We start from the raw sequence: 18848 nt of genomic DNA on the forward strand, positions 1-18848 counted from the left end.
TTTATTCACCCCCAAACTCTAGAGCAATGGCATGGGCTATACCTGGTATAGTTTCACCTTGATAGTTAGATATGGTGCTTAGAAGAGCTCCTGTAGCAATTAGTAACACTTTTTTATACTTTTTCTGTATCATTCCTTTATAAATCATACTACTCATAACTGTAGCAGAACATCCTGCTCCACTACCTCCACAGTTGGTACTCTGCGATTTACAATCAAATATTTCATCACCACAATCAATATAATTTGATCCTATATTATAGCCATATTCCTTTAATAACTCAGTAGTTATTTGCTTACCAACAGAACCTAAATCTCCACTGACAATGATGTCGTAATCACTAGGCTTTCTACCCGTGTCTTGAAAATGTTGTTTTATAGTATCAACTGCTGCTGGAGCCATGGCTGCTCCCATTTCATTAGGGTCAGTTATTCCATAATCCTTTACCTTACCAAGGGTAATATGAGTTACACGAGGTACATTATTTCCCTTTTTAGCTAATACTACTGCTGCTGCACCTGTAACCGTCCATTGAGATGATGGAGCTCGTTGACTTCCCATTTCTAGAGGTACTCTAAACTGACGCTCTGATGATGAGAAATGAGATGAAGATACTGCCATCATATGATTACCTATATCTGCTTCTAAACATATTGATGCTAGTGAAAGTGCTTCTATAAATGTTGAACATGCCCCATATAAACCCAAAAATGGAATATCTACTTCTCTTGCCATAAAACAAGATGGCATTAATTGATTTATTAAATCCCCTGCAAAAACATAAGAGATATCTTGTTCTTTAAGGTGTGCTTTTTTAAGTACTTCTTGAACTACATGTAGTTGCATTTTACTTTCTGCTGATTCAAAGGTCTTACAACCACATAAATCATCCTCTAGAATCTCGTCAAAATTATCCTTTAATGGCCCTTCCCCTTCTTTGGGACCAACAACGGTATATGTAGCTATAAGTCTTGGTTTTGTCAATAATTCTACTGTTTGTAATCCTACTTTTCTTCCCATATTATTACCACCTAAAAATATAATATAATATTCCAAGTATAACAGAGGCACTAATGCTATAAACAAGCACTGGTCCTGCTATAGTAAACATCTTTGATGCAACTCCAAACACATATCCTTCTTTTTTAAATTCTATGGCTGGTGATACAATAGAGTTTGCAAAGCCTGTTATTGGGACTACAGATCCAGCCCCTGCATAATCTCCAATTCTGTCATATATACCTATCCCTGTTAAAAGGGCTCCTAGAAATATCATAATAACTGTTTCCCATGCAGTAGCTTGTAATTTATCTTGACCTAAATAAATCAATGTTTTAAATATAATCTCTCCAATTACACATATTAATCCACCAGTCCAAAAAGCTCTGAAAGAATTCTTAAATATAGTTGGTTTAGGTTTGGAACTTTCATATACATTTTGAAACTTAGCTTTTATTTTAGTTTCTTTTACTTTCATTATTATCCTCCTAACATCAAAATTGTAAAAGTATTAATGATAGTATCTGCATTTTACTAAAATTTAAACAAAAAAAGATGCTTACGCATCTTTTTCAACTTTACAAATTAAAAACTTATGATTTTTTTAGCTTACAATCATAACAGCTAAGAACTCTGTTTACCCGATGACTATCAGCTCTAATACTCCCATCTTCTTTAAAGTGGTAGCAAAGAGCTGCTACGTCCCTGGATAACGATTTCTAACCTTCAAAGAAGCTAAGAACTCTGTTTACCCCGATAGCCTATCTCTCATAATTCTTAGAACCTTTTTTTCAATTCTAGAAACTTGTACTTGACTTATGCCCATCATCTTAGCTACTTGAATTTGAGTTTTATCTTTAAAATATCTAAGTATTATAATTTGCCTTGATTTAACATCCAATTTATTTAAGGCTTCCTTCAATGCTAGCTTATCAATTACTTCATTATCTTCTTCATAATCCTCACTAAGCTTATCTATAAGTAATACTGGAGCTCCGTCATCTTGATGAATAGTGTCATATAAGTATTGCATGCTACTAGCAGATTCTAGGGCAGTGATTATATCTTCTTTATCTACTTTTGAATAATCTGATAATTCTTCAATGGTGGGTTCTCTTCCGAGTTCTTTGGTTAATGCATCCTTATCATAGTGTAACTTTCTAGCCGTATTTTTAATGCTTCTACTTACCTTTATCATTCCATCATCTCTTAAAAATCTTTTTATTTCTCCTATAATCATTGGAACAGCATATGTAGAAAATTTTACATTAAAGTTCTCATCAAAGTTATTTATAGCTTTCACTAGGCCTATGCATCCTATTTGAAATATATCATCGTACTCATAGCCTCTATTTAAAAACTTTTTGCTTATAGAAGAAACTAAAGGTAAATTCATTTCCGTTAAATATTCTAAAGCTTCATTATCTCCTTCTTTAGCCCGTTTTATAAGTTCCTTATTATCGTCATAATTATAGTTATTATTTCTATGAATTTTCTCACTCATATTTTTCACCTATCTTACAGTGTTGAAAGCTTTTTTCATTGTTACAGTTGTTCCCTCACCCTTTACAGATTCTACTATTAGGCTATCCATAAAAGTTTCCATAACTGTGAAGCCCATTCCTGATCTCTCTAGGTCAGGTCTAGATGTATATAGAGGTTGCATTGCCATATCTAAATTATCTATTCCTGCACCATTATCTATTACTTTTACTGTAAACTCATTCTCAATAATTGTAGCCTCTAATTTTACAAAGTTACCTTCACTTTCATTGCCATAGCCATGAATAATTGCATTGGTAACTGCTTCTGATACTGCAGTTTTTATATCACTAAGCTCGTCTAATGTAGGATCTAACTGCGCAGCAAAAGCTGCTATTACAACTCTTGCAAAGCTTTCATTTTTAGATAAACTACTAAATTCAACTTTGATTTTATTTTCCATATCATTAATTCCTCCCACTAAATGTTCCTTAGTGCTTCTTCAACATTTTCATACATTGAAATTATTTTAAACATACCTGAAAGTTCAAATATTCTCTTAACTGTAGGTGTTACATTTGTTAAGCACACCTTGCCACCCCTTAAGGACATCTTCTTATATCTTCCTATTACTGCTCCAATTCCTGAACTATCCATAAAATTCACACCAGAAAAATTGAAAATTAAAGCTTTATATCCATCTTTATCTAAAATATCATCAATCCTAGTTCTAACTTCTTCTGCACTGTGATGATCAAGTTCTCCTTGAAGTGTAACTACGATTTTGTCATCTAATGGTTCAAACCTAAGTAACATATGCTTCCCTCCAACCTATATTATATTCATAAATTTTTACATTTAGAACATACACTAATTATACACTATATTGTTAATTTGTTACAGTTTTTCCCAAAATTTATTTGAGAAATTTAATACAAAAATATTTACTTGTCAACATATTTTTACATTCATCGCCTTCATTATTTTACATTTAAGCATAATTTTCATATTTGCACAAATAATATTGATTTAAAACTTATCAACTTAGCATAATAAAAATTAGAGGTATTGCTTCTCTGTATCTTATTAATTTAAAAATTATTCAGTGAGTTCTTCATATTTATAACTATATTTATAAAAATAATCTTATTAAAAAAGAGAATGCACTCAATGGATATTCTTCCCTGAGACATTCTCTTTTATATAGTGTTTATAATTATCTTAAGCTACATATGTTGATTTACAATAGCTAATATCTCTTTTTGCTTTTTCATACCATCTTCACTTAATTTTTTTAATTCACTTCTAATTTCCTCTGTGTAAGCTTCATCCTTTATAGAAGAAAGATTTATTTTTACATTTAAAATTGCTCCTTCTATAGCACTTTGAGCCAATAATGCTGCTACACCACCATCAGAAATAGCGTTTTTATTACCATATTTAACGCATACAAGAATTCCTTCATAAATTTCATAGGATTTTCTTACTACTTTTAATGGTACTTGTGTTGCCCCCTTATACCCTAATTGTATTTTATTACTTCTAGTAGCTTTTTCTTCATCAGTATCCTTAGGCATTTTAAATGCAGCCATAAGTTCATTGAAAGCTTCTGTATCTTCATTCATAAGGTCTAAGAATTCATCCTTTTCTCTTCCTGATACTTCTAAATATTTATTTACTAATGCTTTCTCTTCCTCATTTAATGCTTCATAAGCTTTTTTGCCTACAGTTAAGTTAAAAACCATTGATGATAATGCACTAGATAATGATGCACAAAGAGCTGCTACACTTCCACCACCTGGAGCTGGTGAATTTGAACCTAATTCTCCAATAAACTCTCTCACAGTTTTTGTATCTAACATAAATATTCCTCCTGTAATTACTTATTTTTTTCTCTATCTACAACTATCTTACCATTTTTTATTACCTTGTCTATAGAATTTATTCCAAAGTGATAAACTAGATAATTTAAGTTTTTGCTATTAAATATAGCTATATCGGCCTTTTTACCTTTTTCTATAGAACCTACAGATTTTTCTCTATTAATAGCACAAGCTGCATTTATAGTCATAGCATTGATTATCTCATTAGGAAGCATTCTCATTCCGAAACATGCAAAGGTCATAACATTTTGCATGGATTCAGTAGGAGATGTTCCTGGGTTACAATCTGTAGCAAGTGCAACGGCCACGTTATTATCAATCATATCTCTTGCTCTTGCAAACTTACCAAGCATTAAATAGAAAGCTGTAGATGGCAATAATACTGCTACCACATCATTTTCACTTAAAGCTTTTATTCCTTCATCAGAAGCTGCTATTAAATGCTCTGCTGAAATACATTTCAACTCTCCTGCAAGCTCTGCTCCCTTAACAGATTCAACTTCATCACCATGAAGCTTGAGTTTCATTCCATATTCTCTACCCTTTTCAAGGATTTTTCTACACTCCTCAGTAGTGAATACTCCTTCCTCACAGAAGCAATCTATAAATTCTGCTAAATTCTCTTTTGCTATACCGGGTATCATTTCTTCCATTATAAGTTTTATAAAACCTTCTCTATCACCTTTATATTCCTTAGGAATAGCATGGGCTCCCATAAAAGTAGATACCACATCTATTGGATGAGTGTTATCTAATTTTTTATTTGCTTCTAATATTTTTTTCTCAGTCTCTAAGTCTAAACCATAGCCTGATTTACTCTCTACAGTAGTTGTACCGTGATTTAACATTATATTAAGTCTACTTTTAGCTTCTGCTACTAATTCATCTAGAGATGCTTTTCTAGTGTTTTCTACAGTACTTAATATTCCTCCACCCATATTTAGGATTTCAATATATCCTACCTTATTTAATTTTAGAGGTAATTCATTTTCACGACTTCCACTATAAACTAAATGAGTATGGGGATCTACAAGTCCCGGTGTAACTGTTTTGCCTTCACCACTAATAATTATGGTATCTTCATCTATATAGGATTTATATTCCTCATCTTTTCCTACAGCAGATATTATATCGTCTTCTATAAATACAAAACCATTTTCTATGATATTGGCATCATTCATTTCCTTACCTTTTTTTCTATGGCTACCTTCACAGGTAACCAGGCAATCAATATTCTTAATTAATATAGACATGTCTTTCAACTCCTAAGCTATTTTATTCGCTTATTCTTCTTTCTAGTATTTGATCCATAGAGAAATTCTCTATTTGAAGATAGTATTCGGCACTATTGATTAAGGCAGCCATTGGTACAAGTCCTATAACTTCACTACCAACTACTGGTACTCCATATCGCTTTGCTTCCATCTTAACCATTTCAAAAGCTCTGTATACTGCTGTTTTTTCATAATTTACTAAGTTCATAGATACTTGTGCTATATTTCTATCTTCAAGCATTACTCCCATAGCCTTTGCAAATCTTAATCCACCACCTAAATGTCTAACTGTCTTAGCAATAGTATCTGCTATTTGTAAATTGTCTGTGCCTAAATTTACATTGAAAGCTACTAAAGGTTGCCTTGCAGCAATAGCAACGCATCCACCCTTAACATTAACTTCTTTTGGACCATAGTCTGGTGCCCATTTATCTTCTTTTATTTTTTCAAAGAAGCCTTCATATTGACCTTTTCTTACCGTTGCTAAATTTTCTCTATATGAAGCTGTAGCTGCTTTTTCATATAAATATACTGGAATATTAAATCTTTCTGCAATTACTTTACCAACTCTATTAGCTATTTCTACACACTCTTCCATGGTAATTCCATCGATAGGTACAAATGGAACTACATCTAGAGCACCCATTCTTGGATGAGCTCCTGTATGAGCACTCATATCTATATTTTCATAAACCTTTTCTGCCATATTTATTATTGCTTTCTCTAGAGCTTCTGGTTCTCCTACTACAGTAACAACAGATCTATTATGGTCTGCATCACTAGAATAGTCTAGTAACTTTATGCCTTCTACTCCTCTAAATACATTTACTATAGCTTCAATTTTTTCCTTGTTTCTACCTTCACTAAAGTTAGGTATACATTCTACTATTCTTGCCATAATTAACTCCTCCTATTTATTTATAGTTGATACCAATACCTATATTCATAGATATTGGTATCAACTTTTATTTTTAAATTACAATATACTAATTCTTTAAAGTCTTTATAGTTTCATTAATAATTAACCTTAACTACTTCTTCAACTTTATTAGCTAGTTCTCCACTACGAAGAAGATCTGTAACCTTATCTATCTCTTTATACATAACTACATCATTTTCTATAAAGTTAACTACATCTCTAACTGATTCATAGGCAACTTTAGTGCCCTTACCTAAGGTATAATCCTCCCTAAAATCAATAGCTTGACATGCTGCTAAAATTTCAGTAGCTACTACTCTCTCTGCATTTCTTATTATATCCCTTGCTTTTCTAGCTGCTATTGTACCCATGCTAACATGATCTTCTTGATTTGCAGAAGAAGGTATTGAATCAACACTAGCAGGGTGAGCAAGGATTTTATTTTCAGAAACTAAAGCTGCTGCTGCATATTGCGTTATCATAAATCCAGAATTTAAGCCACCATGTTTAACAAGAAAAGCTGGAAGATCATTTAATTGATAGTTAATTAATCTTTCAAGTCTTCTTTCAGATACATTGGCAATTTCACTCATAGCTATACCTAAGAAGTCAAAAGTTAATGCCATAGGCTGACCATGGAAATTTCCTCCTGAAATAACGTCTCCTTCCTCTGTTACTATTGGGTTATCTGTTACTGAATTAATCTCTATTTCTACTTTATGTTTTGCATAATTTAATGCATCCTTAGAAGCTCCATGAATTTGAGGTATACATCTTAAGGTATATGCATCCTGTACTCTAATTTCCCCTTGAGATGTCACAAGAGAACTTCCATCTACTAAAGCTAATATGTTCTTTGCTGTTTCAATTTGCCCTTCATGAGGACGTATGTTATGAGTTCTTAAATCAAAAGCATCTCTTATTCCTCTTAGTGCTTCTACTGTTAATGCAGCAGCTATATCTCCACTCTTAATTAAGTTTATTCCATCCCATAAAGCCAAAGCTCCAACAGCAGTCATAACTTGAGTACCGTTAATTAATGCTAGGCCTTCTTTAGCTATTAATTGAACCACTTCTATACCAGCTTTATTCATAGCTTCTCTACCACTTATTATTTTACCCTGATACTCAGCTTCTCCTTCTCCTAACATTGGTAATACCATATGAGATAATGGTGCTAAATCACCAGATGCTCCTAAAGATCCTTTCTCTGGTATTACTGGATGAACTCCCTTATTTAGCATAGCCACCAAAGTTTGTAGTGTTGATAATCTTATTCCTGAGTATCCTTTGGATAAAGCATTAGCTCTAAGCAAAATTATTGTTCTTACTATATCTGTATCAAGGCTGTTTCCAAAACCACAAGCATGAGATATAATTAAATTTCTTTGAAGAGTTTTACAATCTTCACCTGATATAGATACATCAGAAAATTTTCCAAAACCTGTAGTTATACCGTAAACTACTCTATCTTCTTCAACAATTTTATCTACAATTTCTCTAGATTTTTCTACTCTTTTTATGGCTTCTTTACTAAGCTCAACTTGATAATTATTTCTAGCCACATTTACTATATCTTCAAGTCTTAAGTCGTTTCCATTGATTATTACTTTATTCATTAATATCTCCCCTTTACAATATACTTACCTATATAATTACTATTCTTTATAAAATCAAAATAACCTTTTAATTACCTCGTTGGAATATTATGAATATTTTTAATGTATTATCATTTTAACTTACTAAAGAATTATTTATTAAGCTAAATGAAGTGTTACAACAGTATTATTCTTATATATTGTATAAATAAAAAATTTATACTATTTCATGTTTTATATATATTTTTATAATATTAAAAGACTGTATCAGAATAGTTTTTCAAATTACACTGATACAATCTTCCTAATTCCTAATAGTATCCTTAGCCAATTCAATCATAGCTAAAATAATAATAGTACTCCCAATTATTATTTTAAAAGATATGGATTCTCCTAAAATAATCACTCCCAAAACTAAAGAAACTATAGGCTCTAAGGCACTAAAAATAGCTGAATTAGTGGGACCTATTAACTTTACTCCTTTTAGAAATGCCATTAATGCAACAACAGTAGATATAAATGCAATCAACAATATAGATATAATTCCATAAAAATTAATTGGATTATTAAAACTATTAGTAACAATTCCTGTAGTACTTCCAACTATTGCTGAAATAATAGATATATAGAATGTCATAACATAACTATCTATATTTTTAACTTTATCATTAGAAGCACCTAGAACGTATATAGCATAACATAATGCAGATAACAACACCAATACTACTCCAATAGTATTAATCCTTCCAACCTTAATATCTAACATTATAAATACACCTATAGTAGTTACCATCAAATATAAAAACTTTTTTAATTTAAATTTTTCTTTGTATATTATTATGGATAAAATCATAACCATTAAAGGATATGTATGTAATATCATTCCTGCTATACCTACATCTATATAATTATAGGATATAAATAATAGTATAGATGTCATAGAATATCCTATCACTCCCATAAATAATATAAGTTTTATTTGTTCTTTACTTACCCTAAGTGAAAGTTTTTTAGTTTTTATATATATAAACAATATTATTGATGCAAAAGTAAACCTTAGAGCTAAGGTATTTATTGCATTTGCACCACCCTTATATGCAAGCTTTGCTAAAATGGGCATTATCCCAAAGGCTATAGATGCTATTGCAATATAAAAAATCCCCTTAATTTTATTGCTACTCTTGTCCATGATTTTACCCCTCCCCTACTAAATCAACATGTATACTAAAATTTTAATATATATGAAAGGTACATCACAAATTAATTCTATATTTATTTATAGCTATCATTATTATAGCTGTGTTCGCGCTATTGTTCTTTGTAACTACATCTGTTTTCTTTTAGTATATAACCTTGTATACACCTAAAATAATCATTTCTATTCTATCTTTAAAAAGCTCCCTCTCTCTTAAATACTTTTAAAAAAGTAGTAAATAATATTTTTATATCATACCAAATAGAAAAGTTACATATATAAGTTAAATCATAGTAAATAGTTTTTCCTAATTCTATTTCTCCTCTTCCACTAACTTGTGCAAGTCCTGTTATTCCAGGTAATACTAATAATCTTTGATAATAGTTTTCTGGATAATATTTTACAACTTCAGGTATTTCAGGCCTTGGTCCAACTAAGCTCATATGTCCAAATAAAACATTAAACAGTTGCGGTATTTCATCAAGGCTTGTGTTTCTCAAAAAACTACCTACTTTTGTGATTCTATTATCACTCTTACTCTGAAATACAAAGTTATCCATATTAGTTGGGTCTATTTGTAATTCTCTCTTACTTTCAGCTGATACTACCATAGTTCTGAATTTATATATGGTAAAATTTCTTCTATCTTTTCCTACTCTAACTTGCTTAAATAATACTGGCCCCTTACTATCTAGTTTTATTACTATAGCAATAACTAAATATATTGGAAGTAATATCACTATACCTATAAAAGATAATATACTATCAAAAAATCTTTTTACTCCAAATTGAATTTTTTTATTCTCTATTTTTTCCTTTATATCTATTACTATATTGTTTTCCAAAATAATTCCTCCTTGTACGAACACAAAATTATTATATCATTTATTTCATAAAAAAAATATTTTTAAATTATTATGAATTTATTATTACATATCTATATTATGTGAATTTGTAATATAAATATATATATTTATGCCTATATTTCATACAAATTTAACTATTTTTCATCTCTTTTGTTAAATTATAAATTAAAAGATCTAATTCTATATAAAAACTAGATCCTTTAACTTTTATATTTATTTATGGTAATTACTTATAATATGTGTAACTGCATTAATTACATCTTGAACATCTTCATCTGTCATCTTTGGATACAATGGTAATGACAGTATAGTATCAAAGTAACTTTCAGCTACTGGGAAATCCCCTTCCTTATAATCAAAATGCTCTCTATAATAGCTCATTAAATGTACTGGTATGAAATGAACACTGGTCCCTATGTTAGCTTCTCCCATAAGTTCTATAAACTTATCTCTATCAATTGTAAGTTTATCAAGCTCTAGTCTTACTACATAAAGATGCCAAGAATGAGTAGTATAATCTGCTTCTGGTGGAAGTTTAATTCCATCAAGTGCAGAAAAGCCTTCTTCATATTTCTTTACAATTTCTTTCCTTCTATCTTGCATTGCAGATAATTTATTCATTTGTGTCTTCGCAAGAGCTGCTTGGATGTCGAACATATTATACTTATGACCCGGATATTCTATATCATATCTCCAAGCTCCACCTTTTCCATATCTATTCCATGCTGCTTTGCTCATACCATGAGTTGACATTACTCTTGCTTTTTCAGCTATGTCTTCGTTGTTAGTTGTAAGCATTCCACCTTCACCTGTACATATATTTTTAGTTGCATAGAAACTAAAGGATGCACAATCACCTTTTTTACCTATTAAATCACCCTTATAAAAAGTATCAATTGCATGAGCTGCATCTTCTGATACGAAAAGATCATATTTTTCTGCTATAGCTCTAATTTTATCCATATCACAAGCATGACCTGTGTAATGTACTGGAACTATAGCAGTAGTTTTATCTGTTATCTTTTCTTCTATCCTATTTGCATCTATACAAAATGTTTCTGGATCTACATCTACAAATACAGGAGTTGCTCCTACATGAATTATTGTATTAGCTGTAGCTGCAAAAGTAATTGGAGTTGTTATAACTTCATCTCCTGGTTTAACTCCCCCAGCTATCAAAGCAATATGTAATGCAGCTGTAGCAGAATTCATAGCAACAGCATATTTAGCGCCTGTATATTCTGCAAATCTCTTTTCAAATTCTATAGTTCTTGGTCCTTTAGCTACCCAGCCTGATTTTAATGTTTCTACAACCTCATTTATATCTTCATCATCAATTAGTGGCACTGCATAAGGTAAAAAAGTTTCTCTTTTTTTATACATATAAATTCTCCTTATCTTGACATTTCTGTATTTTTACTTATATTTTTATTTGATTTAAATAAATAAAAATGTATCAGTCCTTCTAAAAATCCAATTCCATAACTAATATGTAATATAGGAAATATTATGGATACATATTTGAATAATTTTCTTTTTTGTTTTGTAATTTTAAAGGATTCAAATAAATCACTTATTATATATATTCCTAATACACTTATCCATATATAGAATATTGGCTTAAATAACATACTTAATAAAATACCTAAAATATTTCCTAATACAAACATCATAGGGATTAAATGTCTTATTGATGCAGTTTTACCATGCTTCTGCATAACTCTAACTTTCCAAAATCCATATTGATAATATTGTTTCCACAATTTTTTTAAAGAGCCTCTGCTATAGTAAACTGATTTAATACATGGCGATAATAATACTTTATATCCATTTTTTATCACTCTAAAATTTAATTCATCATCTTGATTTCTAACTAATTCCTCATCAAAATATCCTATTTCATTCAATACTTCTTTCCTGTAACCTCCAAAAGCTACAGTATCAACAAATACTTCATGTTGAGCATATCTAAAAAGTGCATTTCCAACGCCAAAAGGCGAGCTCATAGCAAGAGATATTGCTTGCCCAACTTCATTCTCACTTACTGTTTCTATTGGACCACCTACACAACCTATTTCCATATCTTTATACAACAACTTTACATTGTTCTCTACAAATTTTTCATCAGCATAAGCATGGGATCCAAAAATTATTATTATGTTAGAATTACTGTATTCTATCCCACAATTCATACCTTTAGGTGCAGTCAGTTCTTTATTATCTATTAATTTTACATTTTCATAATTACTTTCATACTTTTTTATTATTTCTCTACTTCCATCTATAGACATACCATCACATATCAATATTTCATATAAATTTTTTGGATAAGTTTGTTTTAAAAATGAATCAATACACTTTTCAATATACTTTTTTTCATTTCTACAGGGTATTACTACAGAAACTGTTTTAGTAAATTCCATACTTTCACGTCCTAAATAATTAATTTATTGTATAACTCTGTTTAGTCTTCTATTTATATCAAATGAAGTAAAATCTTTTTCTTTTGCAAAGTAAAATAATATCTCTTTTAATGTATTACTATGCTAATCTATGCTTTAACTAAAATATTAACCTATACTATCTAAGTTCTAAAGCACTAGTATATATATTATTTACATTATTAAAATTATCTAATACATTATAATTTTCAACAACAAATTTTCTTCCATACTCCCCCATTGTTCTTCTTAACTCTTTATCTAGTATTAATTTTTCAATAGCATTTTTTAATTGACTCACATTTTTTGTTTCAACAACTATACTACTATTGTTAGGACTCGTAGCTTCTGGCAATCCTCCCGTATTAGTTACGATAGTAGGCGTTCCACAAGCTTGAGCTTCTACTGCTGAAACTCCAAAGCTTTCAAATAAAGAAGGTATTACTGCGATATCGAATTTATTAAAATTTTCTACAACTTTTTTTTGATCAATATATCCTAAAAACTTTACTCTATCCTCTATATTTAATTCTTTACACAGTTTTTTCAAGCTTTCTTCTAAGGGGCCTCTTCCAGCCAATTGAAGCTCTATATTATGATATTTATAGCATAATTCACCAAAAGCTCTAATTAAATACTCTATACCATATTTAATATCAAAAGTTTTTATTGCACCTATTATAACTTTTTCTTTCTCTTTGTATCTACTATCAAATGGTTTAAATATATTAATATCAACTCCAAAGGGGGTAATTTGTATATCTTTATATGTATATTTTTTAGTCTCCTCTGCCATAGCTTTACTAGTAGACAAAATTATATCTGCTCTTGATAAGTTTTTCTCTAAGAACTTTTTACATATTATATTTTTCTTTGGAAATTCATAAACATCACTTCCCCATACGGATATAATATAGGGATGAAATCCAGTTAATCCACCTAGAAAACCATAGCTAGTAGCATAATGAGCATGTAGAATATCTGGTTTAATTTTTTCCACTAATTTTCTAACCTTAGCAATAAACTTAAAATACTCAACTTTATATAATAAACTTTCTTTTTCTACTTTTTCTGACTCAATATTAAAGCTATGAACTGTTACTCCAGGTATATCTCCATTATTTAAGGATATTACATGAATATCATATCCTAGATCTTTAAAAAAAGAACACCATTTCTTAGTATGTACACTATTTGCATCAGATAAATAACAAATTCTCATATTTACTCCTTCTATCTTAAGTCTGCTTTTGGTATAAACTATTAATAACTGCACTTGCTCTTGCTTTCCATGTATTTTTATTGTAAGCAACCTCTAAATTTTTCAACTTACCATTATACTCTATAAGATAATTTTTTTCTAAATAATTTAATATACTTTTTATACTTTCAAAATTATAATCAGTAGTGTATCCTATTCCATTATTAATTATAAACTTTCCACAAGCAGTATTATTAATACCTAATATTGGCTTTCTATAAGATATATATGAAAATAACTTCATTGGCATGGCAAACTCCCAATATGCTGTGGGCTCTATTACCAAGGAAAAAATATCCGCATTCAACGCTTTCTCGTCAAGCTCACTTCCACTTTTATGAATTACACGTATTCTATTATTTAAATATTGTTGATAATAATCTTTGTTTGCTTCCCAATCATCGGATCTGCAACATATATCTAATTCAAATTTTTCATTCTCATAGATAGCCTTAACTATCATCTCTATATTGTATAATTCTTTACTTAATCCACCTACATATAGTAATTTTATAGTTGAACCTTTTATTAGATCTCTATTGTCTAATAATTTTTGTTCACACCCTGAAGGTAGTGGTATTACAGGTTTCTTTAAATTTAAAGGAATATATTTTTCCATTTCTTCGGATGGCAAATATAACACATCAATAATATTTCTATATTTAATTAAATCATAATAGTAAAATGTATACGCAACCATTTTCTTTATACATGGAACACTCTTTTTATATTGGTCAAATCTCCAATGTATATCTCTATAAAATACTCCTATTTTTATATTATGATTCTTGCAAAATTTAAGAAATCCAAAATCTAAAAAAGGATGTGTAGGTAAATGGTGCGACTCTGTAAGTAAAGTAGGTTCTGTAGAACTTTCCATATAAACAAAGTCATATTTTTCACCATTCCTTATTTCAATCTTTATTTTATTTATTATATTTTTTCTCTCTTTCCCATTTCCTTCTATAATGGATACTTCGTAGCCTGCATCTTCAAACCCTTTAATTATATTAATTGGTCTTATATTAGATGCACTTGGATGATCCCTATTAATTTTGAATGGATAGTATATTATACATTTATTCATATATAAATCCTGCTTTCCAAATATATCATAAATTTTCTTTTTAATTATATACCAATAATTATATTTTAATACAACTAATTCAAACTGTTATTATTAATAAATTTATATAAGTATTTACTTGAATAATTGATAAATACAAATAATAATATTATAAGTATTATATTAGAGCTATATATAAAATCAAAGAATCCACCTTGAGTAGCATAAGCTAAATCACTTGTTAATATAGCAAACAATGCTACACTTAAAGCACTTTTTCTTATTTTTTTTGCAAATATATAGTATATTAATCCAAATAATATTCCCATATAAGCAATACTAGTTAAAACCCCTATGACTCCAAAATTAGCATATGCCTCTCCAATAAAAAATGCATTCATAACTCCTGCAATTCCATCAAATACATTTCTTGAACCATAAAATGCCATAACAATTTTAGCTGACCTTATATGTGGCAAATTTAATCCAAGTAAATTGGTAATTGTTCCACTCATACTTCTTCCCATAAGAAATGGAAAGGAATTAGGAAATAAATCAAAATGATAAATTAATGTTCCTACTTGAGTAAAAATTATCCTACTTATTGGGCCATCATGTATAGATAGCGTTAAAACATATCCTGTTACTTTATACATTAATGCAATAATACCCGATAATCCACCTACCACAATATACATATATAATCTTTTTATACCATTATTAATTAAAATGTATAATATAATAAATGTGAATAAATAAAATACTACTGGTGTTTTTGCAAAGTTATATGTCTTTACAATAAGTGATGATCCAAATAAAACAATAAATAATACTATCCATCTTATTTTTTTTGTAGTTACTGCATAAGCAAATGATATATATGATGTAACTGGTATAAACGACAATATAAGTATGTTCTTTACATACTGATTGATTATAACTGTATTAGAAATTATAATTCTTTCTGTTTTAAAATTAAACCCAGCTTCCGCATGTAAAAGTTTTATAAGAGGAATATATCCAATTTTAATAAGTAATAATATCATCATCAAAACGCATACACTTGCTATTAATAGTACAATATAAAAGATAATTTTTTCATGGTCCACTTGTGTATCTTTTTCTAAATATGCATTATAAACTTCTTCCATATCAACTCTTAGTAACTTATGTGTAGCTATAATCATTAATGGCAATAAAATTGCAGTAAGAAATACAAAGAAAAAAGTAGTACTTATTGTTTTATCATGTAATATATAGTTCATTGTATAGTGTTTCCTATCACCTAAAAAAACTAAACTAGCCCCAATATAAGTTTGTAACACAAATAAATAAAATGTGTATGAAATTATATTAAGTTTTCTTATACTTAAAGTTCCAGCTGCCTTTTTAAATAAGTAGGTACTTAATGTTAGTCCAAATGCAACTAATAATATCTTTAAAATCATATAATTTTCTTCCTTTACTTAGTATCATTATATATGCTATTTACAAAAAACTCTTTTGTTTTAGTATCAGCATTTCTAAACCTTGTCTTCATTTCCATTATTTGCATTCTATCTACTTCATCATCTAAATAAAATTCATTCATTTTTTCTAAATCAGCTAATATAGAAACATCTGTAACTTCTGTAAACCTAAGATTAATTTTTTGTAGCTTCTCTAAGTTTCTAATTGAATTTAAATTATCAACATCATTATATGAAATATTTAATTCTTGAAGATTATAATTATCTTTAATAAACTCTAAATTTCTAATATTATTATATGAAAGCTCCAATATATTCAAACCAGTAATGGCTTTTAATGAATTGATATTTTCAATTCCATTTCTATTAGCTTTTAGCTCTATAAGATTTACCAAATTCTCCACTCCTGTAAAATCAACCATATAATTGTAAGAAACATCCAAATTAATTAAACTAATAATCTTAGTTAACGGTTTTATATCATTAACTCTATTGTTTCCTAAATTTAATATTTTCAAGTTATTTAAACCTACCAATGAATCTGTATTGCTTATATTATTCTTCATTAAATTTAGTGAGACAATTCCATTTAAACCTTCTAATGGTGTAATATTTTTTATATTGTTACCAGCTAAATTTAATTCAACTAGATTTTTTAAAGCATTTAAAGAACTAATATCCTCTATTTTATTATAACTTAAATCTAAGTTTTTTATATAAGATAAGTCTTTTATTTCTTCTATATTACTAATTTCATTTAAACTCAAATCTAGATTCTTAAGGGATGTAAAATTTTCTATCCCTTTAATACTTTTTATTTCTTTATCCTTTAGATTTAATTCTTTAATAGAATTTATATCAACGTCATAAATTTCACCTATATATTTTTTAATTTCCTTACGCACAGCCATTTCAAATTTTTTATCTTCAATTTGTATAACTTCAGCATTCCTATACTTTTTTATATTGATTTTACTATTTTTAGCAATATTAATTCCTATACTTGATAATAGTATTACAAAAATAACAATAATACTTGACATGTAAATTGATTTTTTATTATTTTTTATATAATCTAAAACTTTGTACATAAAACCTCCATCATTTTTTAAATATTTTATTTTTCATTTCTTTTATTGAATTAATTTCTTCTTTATTAAATAAGAATAACCCTTCAAATGTAAAATTTTCTTTTTTGATAAATATAATCACATACACTATACCATACACTGCATAAGAAATACTTGAAGCAATGGCAGCACCATTTATTCCTATTACAGGTATTAAACATGCATTAAATACAACATTAACAGCAAAAACTACAAATGTTATGTATAAATGAACTTTAGGTTTACCAGAGCTTTGAAAATATGAAGAAGAAACCCTACCTATAGATGCAAATAAAATTCCTATAAATAGTATTATAGTTGGAGTTTTGGCTTCTCTAAATGCTTCTCCATACACAATTGGAATAAGTGTGGTACAAAACATTCCTATTATCATTAATACTAGTGTAATATAAAATGTAACTTTTATAGTATTACTTGTAAGCCTCCTACGTTCATTTTCGTTATTATTACTCATATTATAAAGTCTTCCCAATATGGCACTGGATACACTACTTGGAATCATAAATAACAACTCTGCTAATGATACAGCTGTAGAGTAAATTCCAAGTTGTGATTTTCCAAGCATAAAATCTATAAAAAATTGATCAATTTTATAGTTCATGAATATAAATAGAGTAGCTAAATATATTGTTAATCCAAATTTTAATTCTTTCTTGATTAATATTTTATTTAAAACAAATTTAAAATTAACTTTTAAATTTTTAATTAAAAATATAGAATTAAATATTACTGGAAATGAAATAATCAATAAATAAGTATATAAATTTAAAGTATTTGTAATCCATAATATAATTATTGTACCTAATTTCAATATATTTGAATTTAAATTGATTTTATTTACTTCGACTATTCTTTCATCTGCAATATAAAAAGTTGATAAAAACTCAGCTATCATTGTAAATGTTAGAATACATACCCCTAATATAACCATAAAATAACTATATTGAGTAAATATAAGCCCTAATCCTTTTCCTAATATTATGGTTAGAGATATAATTAAACATATAATTGTTGTGTATGTAAAATTACTATTTAGCACCTGTAAACTTGTATATTCAGTTTTCTTACTAAAGTATGGAGTAGCATATGTTATTCCAAAATGTCCATATTGACCTATTGTTTGAAAAAACAATAAAAATGATACAGATATACCTTTTCCCTCTGTTCCCAATACTCTAGAAACTATAATACTAACTAAAAAAGCTAATACTGATATACTAATTTGGGTAAGAAAATTACTCGCTATATTTTTTTTATATCCCAC

The 18848-nt window shown here is 28.6% G+C and carries 18 protein-coding genes; all 18 read right to left on the reverse strand.

From position 1 onward, the window contains the following. Position 1 precedes the first annotated feature (1 nt). Complete coding sequence (spoVAD, locus tag B3630_RS10950) at positions 2–1021, reverse strand: stage V sporulation protein AD (RefSeq protein ID WP_150844476.1); 1020 nt, start codon at positions 1019–1021, stop codon at positions 2–4. 4 nt (positions 1022–1025) lie between these two features. Beyond that, positions 1026–1478: a stage V sporulation protein AC gene (spoVAC, locus tag B3630_RS10955; RefSeq protein ID WP_035134416.1), complete on the reverse strand. Its 453-nt coding sequence runs from the start codon at positions 1476–1478 to the stop codon at positions 1026–1028. 270 nt (positions 1479–1748) lie between these two features. After that, a complete protein-coding gene (gene sigF / locus B3630_RS10960) occupies positions 1749–2504 on the reverse strand; it encodes an RNA polymerase sporulation sigma factor SigF (RefSeq protein WP_346898074.1) in 756 nt (251 codons plus the stop codon). Between the two features lie 9 nt (positions 2505–2513). Beyond that, the gene (spoIIAB, locus tag B3630_RS10965) at positions 2514–2945 is read right to left on the reverse strand and encodes an anti-sigma F factor (protein ID WP_346898076.1); all 432 of its coding nucleotides are present in this window, start codon (positions 2943–2945) and stop codon (positions 2514–2516) included. Positions 2946–2962: 17 nt separating this feature from the next. Further along, positions 2963–3298, reverse strand: coding sequence for an anti-sigma F factor antagonist (spoIIAA, locus tag B3630_RS10970; RefSeq protein WP_035134409.1), 336 nt, complete (start codon positions 3296–3298; stop codon positions 2963–2965). A 410-nt stretch (positions 3299–3708) separates the two neighbouring features. After that, positions 3709–4344 (reverse strand): cyclodeaminase/cyclohydrolase family protein, encoded by a 636-nt coding sequence (locus tag B3630_RS10975; protein WP_346898078.1) that lies wholly within the window; start codon positions 4342–4344, stop codon positions 3709–3711. Between the two features lie 17 nt (positions 4345–4361). After that, positions 4362–5618: an imidazolonepropionase gene (gene hutI / locus B3630_RS10980; RefSeq protein WP_346898080.1), complete on the reverse strand. Its 1257-nt coding sequence runs from the start codon at positions 5616–5618 to the stop codon at positions 4362–4364. A gap of 22 nt (positions 5619–5640) precedes the next feature. Continuing rightward, the gene (ftcD, locus tag B3630_RS10985; protein WP_346898082.1) at positions 5641–6537 is read right to left on the reverse strand and encodes a glutamate formimidoyltransferase; all 897 of its coding nucleotides are present in this window, start codon (positions 6535–6537) and stop codon (positions 5641–5643) included. Positions 6538–6653: 116 nt separating this feature from the next. Beyond that, positions 6654–8177 (reverse strand): histidine ammonia-lyase, encoded by a 1524-nt coding sequence (hutH, locus tag B3630_RS10990; protein WP_346898084.1) that lies wholly within the window; start codon positions 8175–8177, stop codon positions 6654–6656. A 283-nt stretch (positions 8178–8460) separates the two neighbouring features. Next, the gene (locus B3630_RS10995) at positions 8461–9345 is read right to left on the reverse strand and encodes a DMT family transporter (protein ID WP_346898086.1); all 885 of its coding nucleotides are present in this window, start codon (positions 9343–9345) and stop codon (positions 8461–8463) included. A 200-nt stretch (positions 9346–9545) separates the two neighbouring features. Next, on the reverse strand, positions 9546–10199 hold the full coding sequence (locus tag B3630_RS11000; RefSeq protein ID WP_346898225.1) for an exopolysaccharide biosynthesis polyprenyl glycosylphosphotransferase: 654 nt from the start codon (positions 10197–10199) through the stop codon (positions 9546–9548). A 231-nt stretch (positions 10200–10430) separates the two neighbouring features. Continuing rightward, entirely contained in the window at positions 10431–11600 is a 1170-nt protein-coding gene (locus B3630_RS11005; RefSeq protein ID WP_346898088.1) for a DegT/DnrJ/EryC1/StrS family aminotransferase, read from the reverse strand. Between the two features lie 11 nt (positions 11601–11611). Beyond that, positions 11612–12640 (reverse strand): glycosyltransferase family 2 protein, encoded by a 1029-nt coding sequence (locus B3630_RS11010; protein WP_346898090.1) that lies wholly within the window; start codon positions 12638–12640, stop codon positions 11612–11614. Between the two features lie 157 nt (positions 12641–12797). Continuing rightward, complete coding sequence (locus B3630_RS11015) at positions 12798–13880, reverse strand: glycosyltransferase (RefSeq protein ID WP_346898092.1); 1083 nt, start codon at positions 13878–13880, stop codon at positions 12798–12800. 16 nt (positions 13881–13896) lie between these two features. Beyond that, on the reverse strand, positions 13897–15006 hold the full coding sequence (locus tag B3630_RS11020; RefSeq protein ID WP_346898094.1) for a glycosyltransferase family 1 protein: 1110 nt from the start codon (positions 15004–15006) through the stop codon (positions 13897–13899). Positions 15007–15080: 74 nt separating this feature from the next. Next, positions 15081–16433: an O-antigen polymerase gene (locus tag B3630_RS11025; RefSeq protein ID WP_346898096.1), complete on the reverse strand. Its 1353-nt coding sequence runs from the start codon at positions 16431–16433 to the stop codon at positions 15081–15083. Between the two features lie 14 nt (positions 16434–16447). Further along, positions 16448–17545, reverse strand: a complete 1098-nt coding sequence (locus tag B3630_RS11030) for a leucine-rich repeat domain-containing protein (protein ID WP_346898098.1) — start codon at positions 17543–17545, stop codon at positions 16448–16450. Between the two features lie 10 nt (positions 17546–17555). Beyond that, complete coding sequence (locus B3630_RS11035) at positions 17556–18848, reverse strand: polysaccharide biosynthesis C-terminal domain-containing protein (protein ID WP_346898100.1); 1293 nt, start codon at positions 18846–18848, stop codon at positions 17556–17558.

The sequence above is a fragment of the Clostridium sp. UBA7503 genome, from assembly GCF_002477055.1.
In the GTDB taxonomy this organism is placed as follows: Bacteria; Bacillota; Clostridia; order Clostridiales; family Clostridiaceae; genus Clostridium_J; species Clostridium_J sulfidigenes.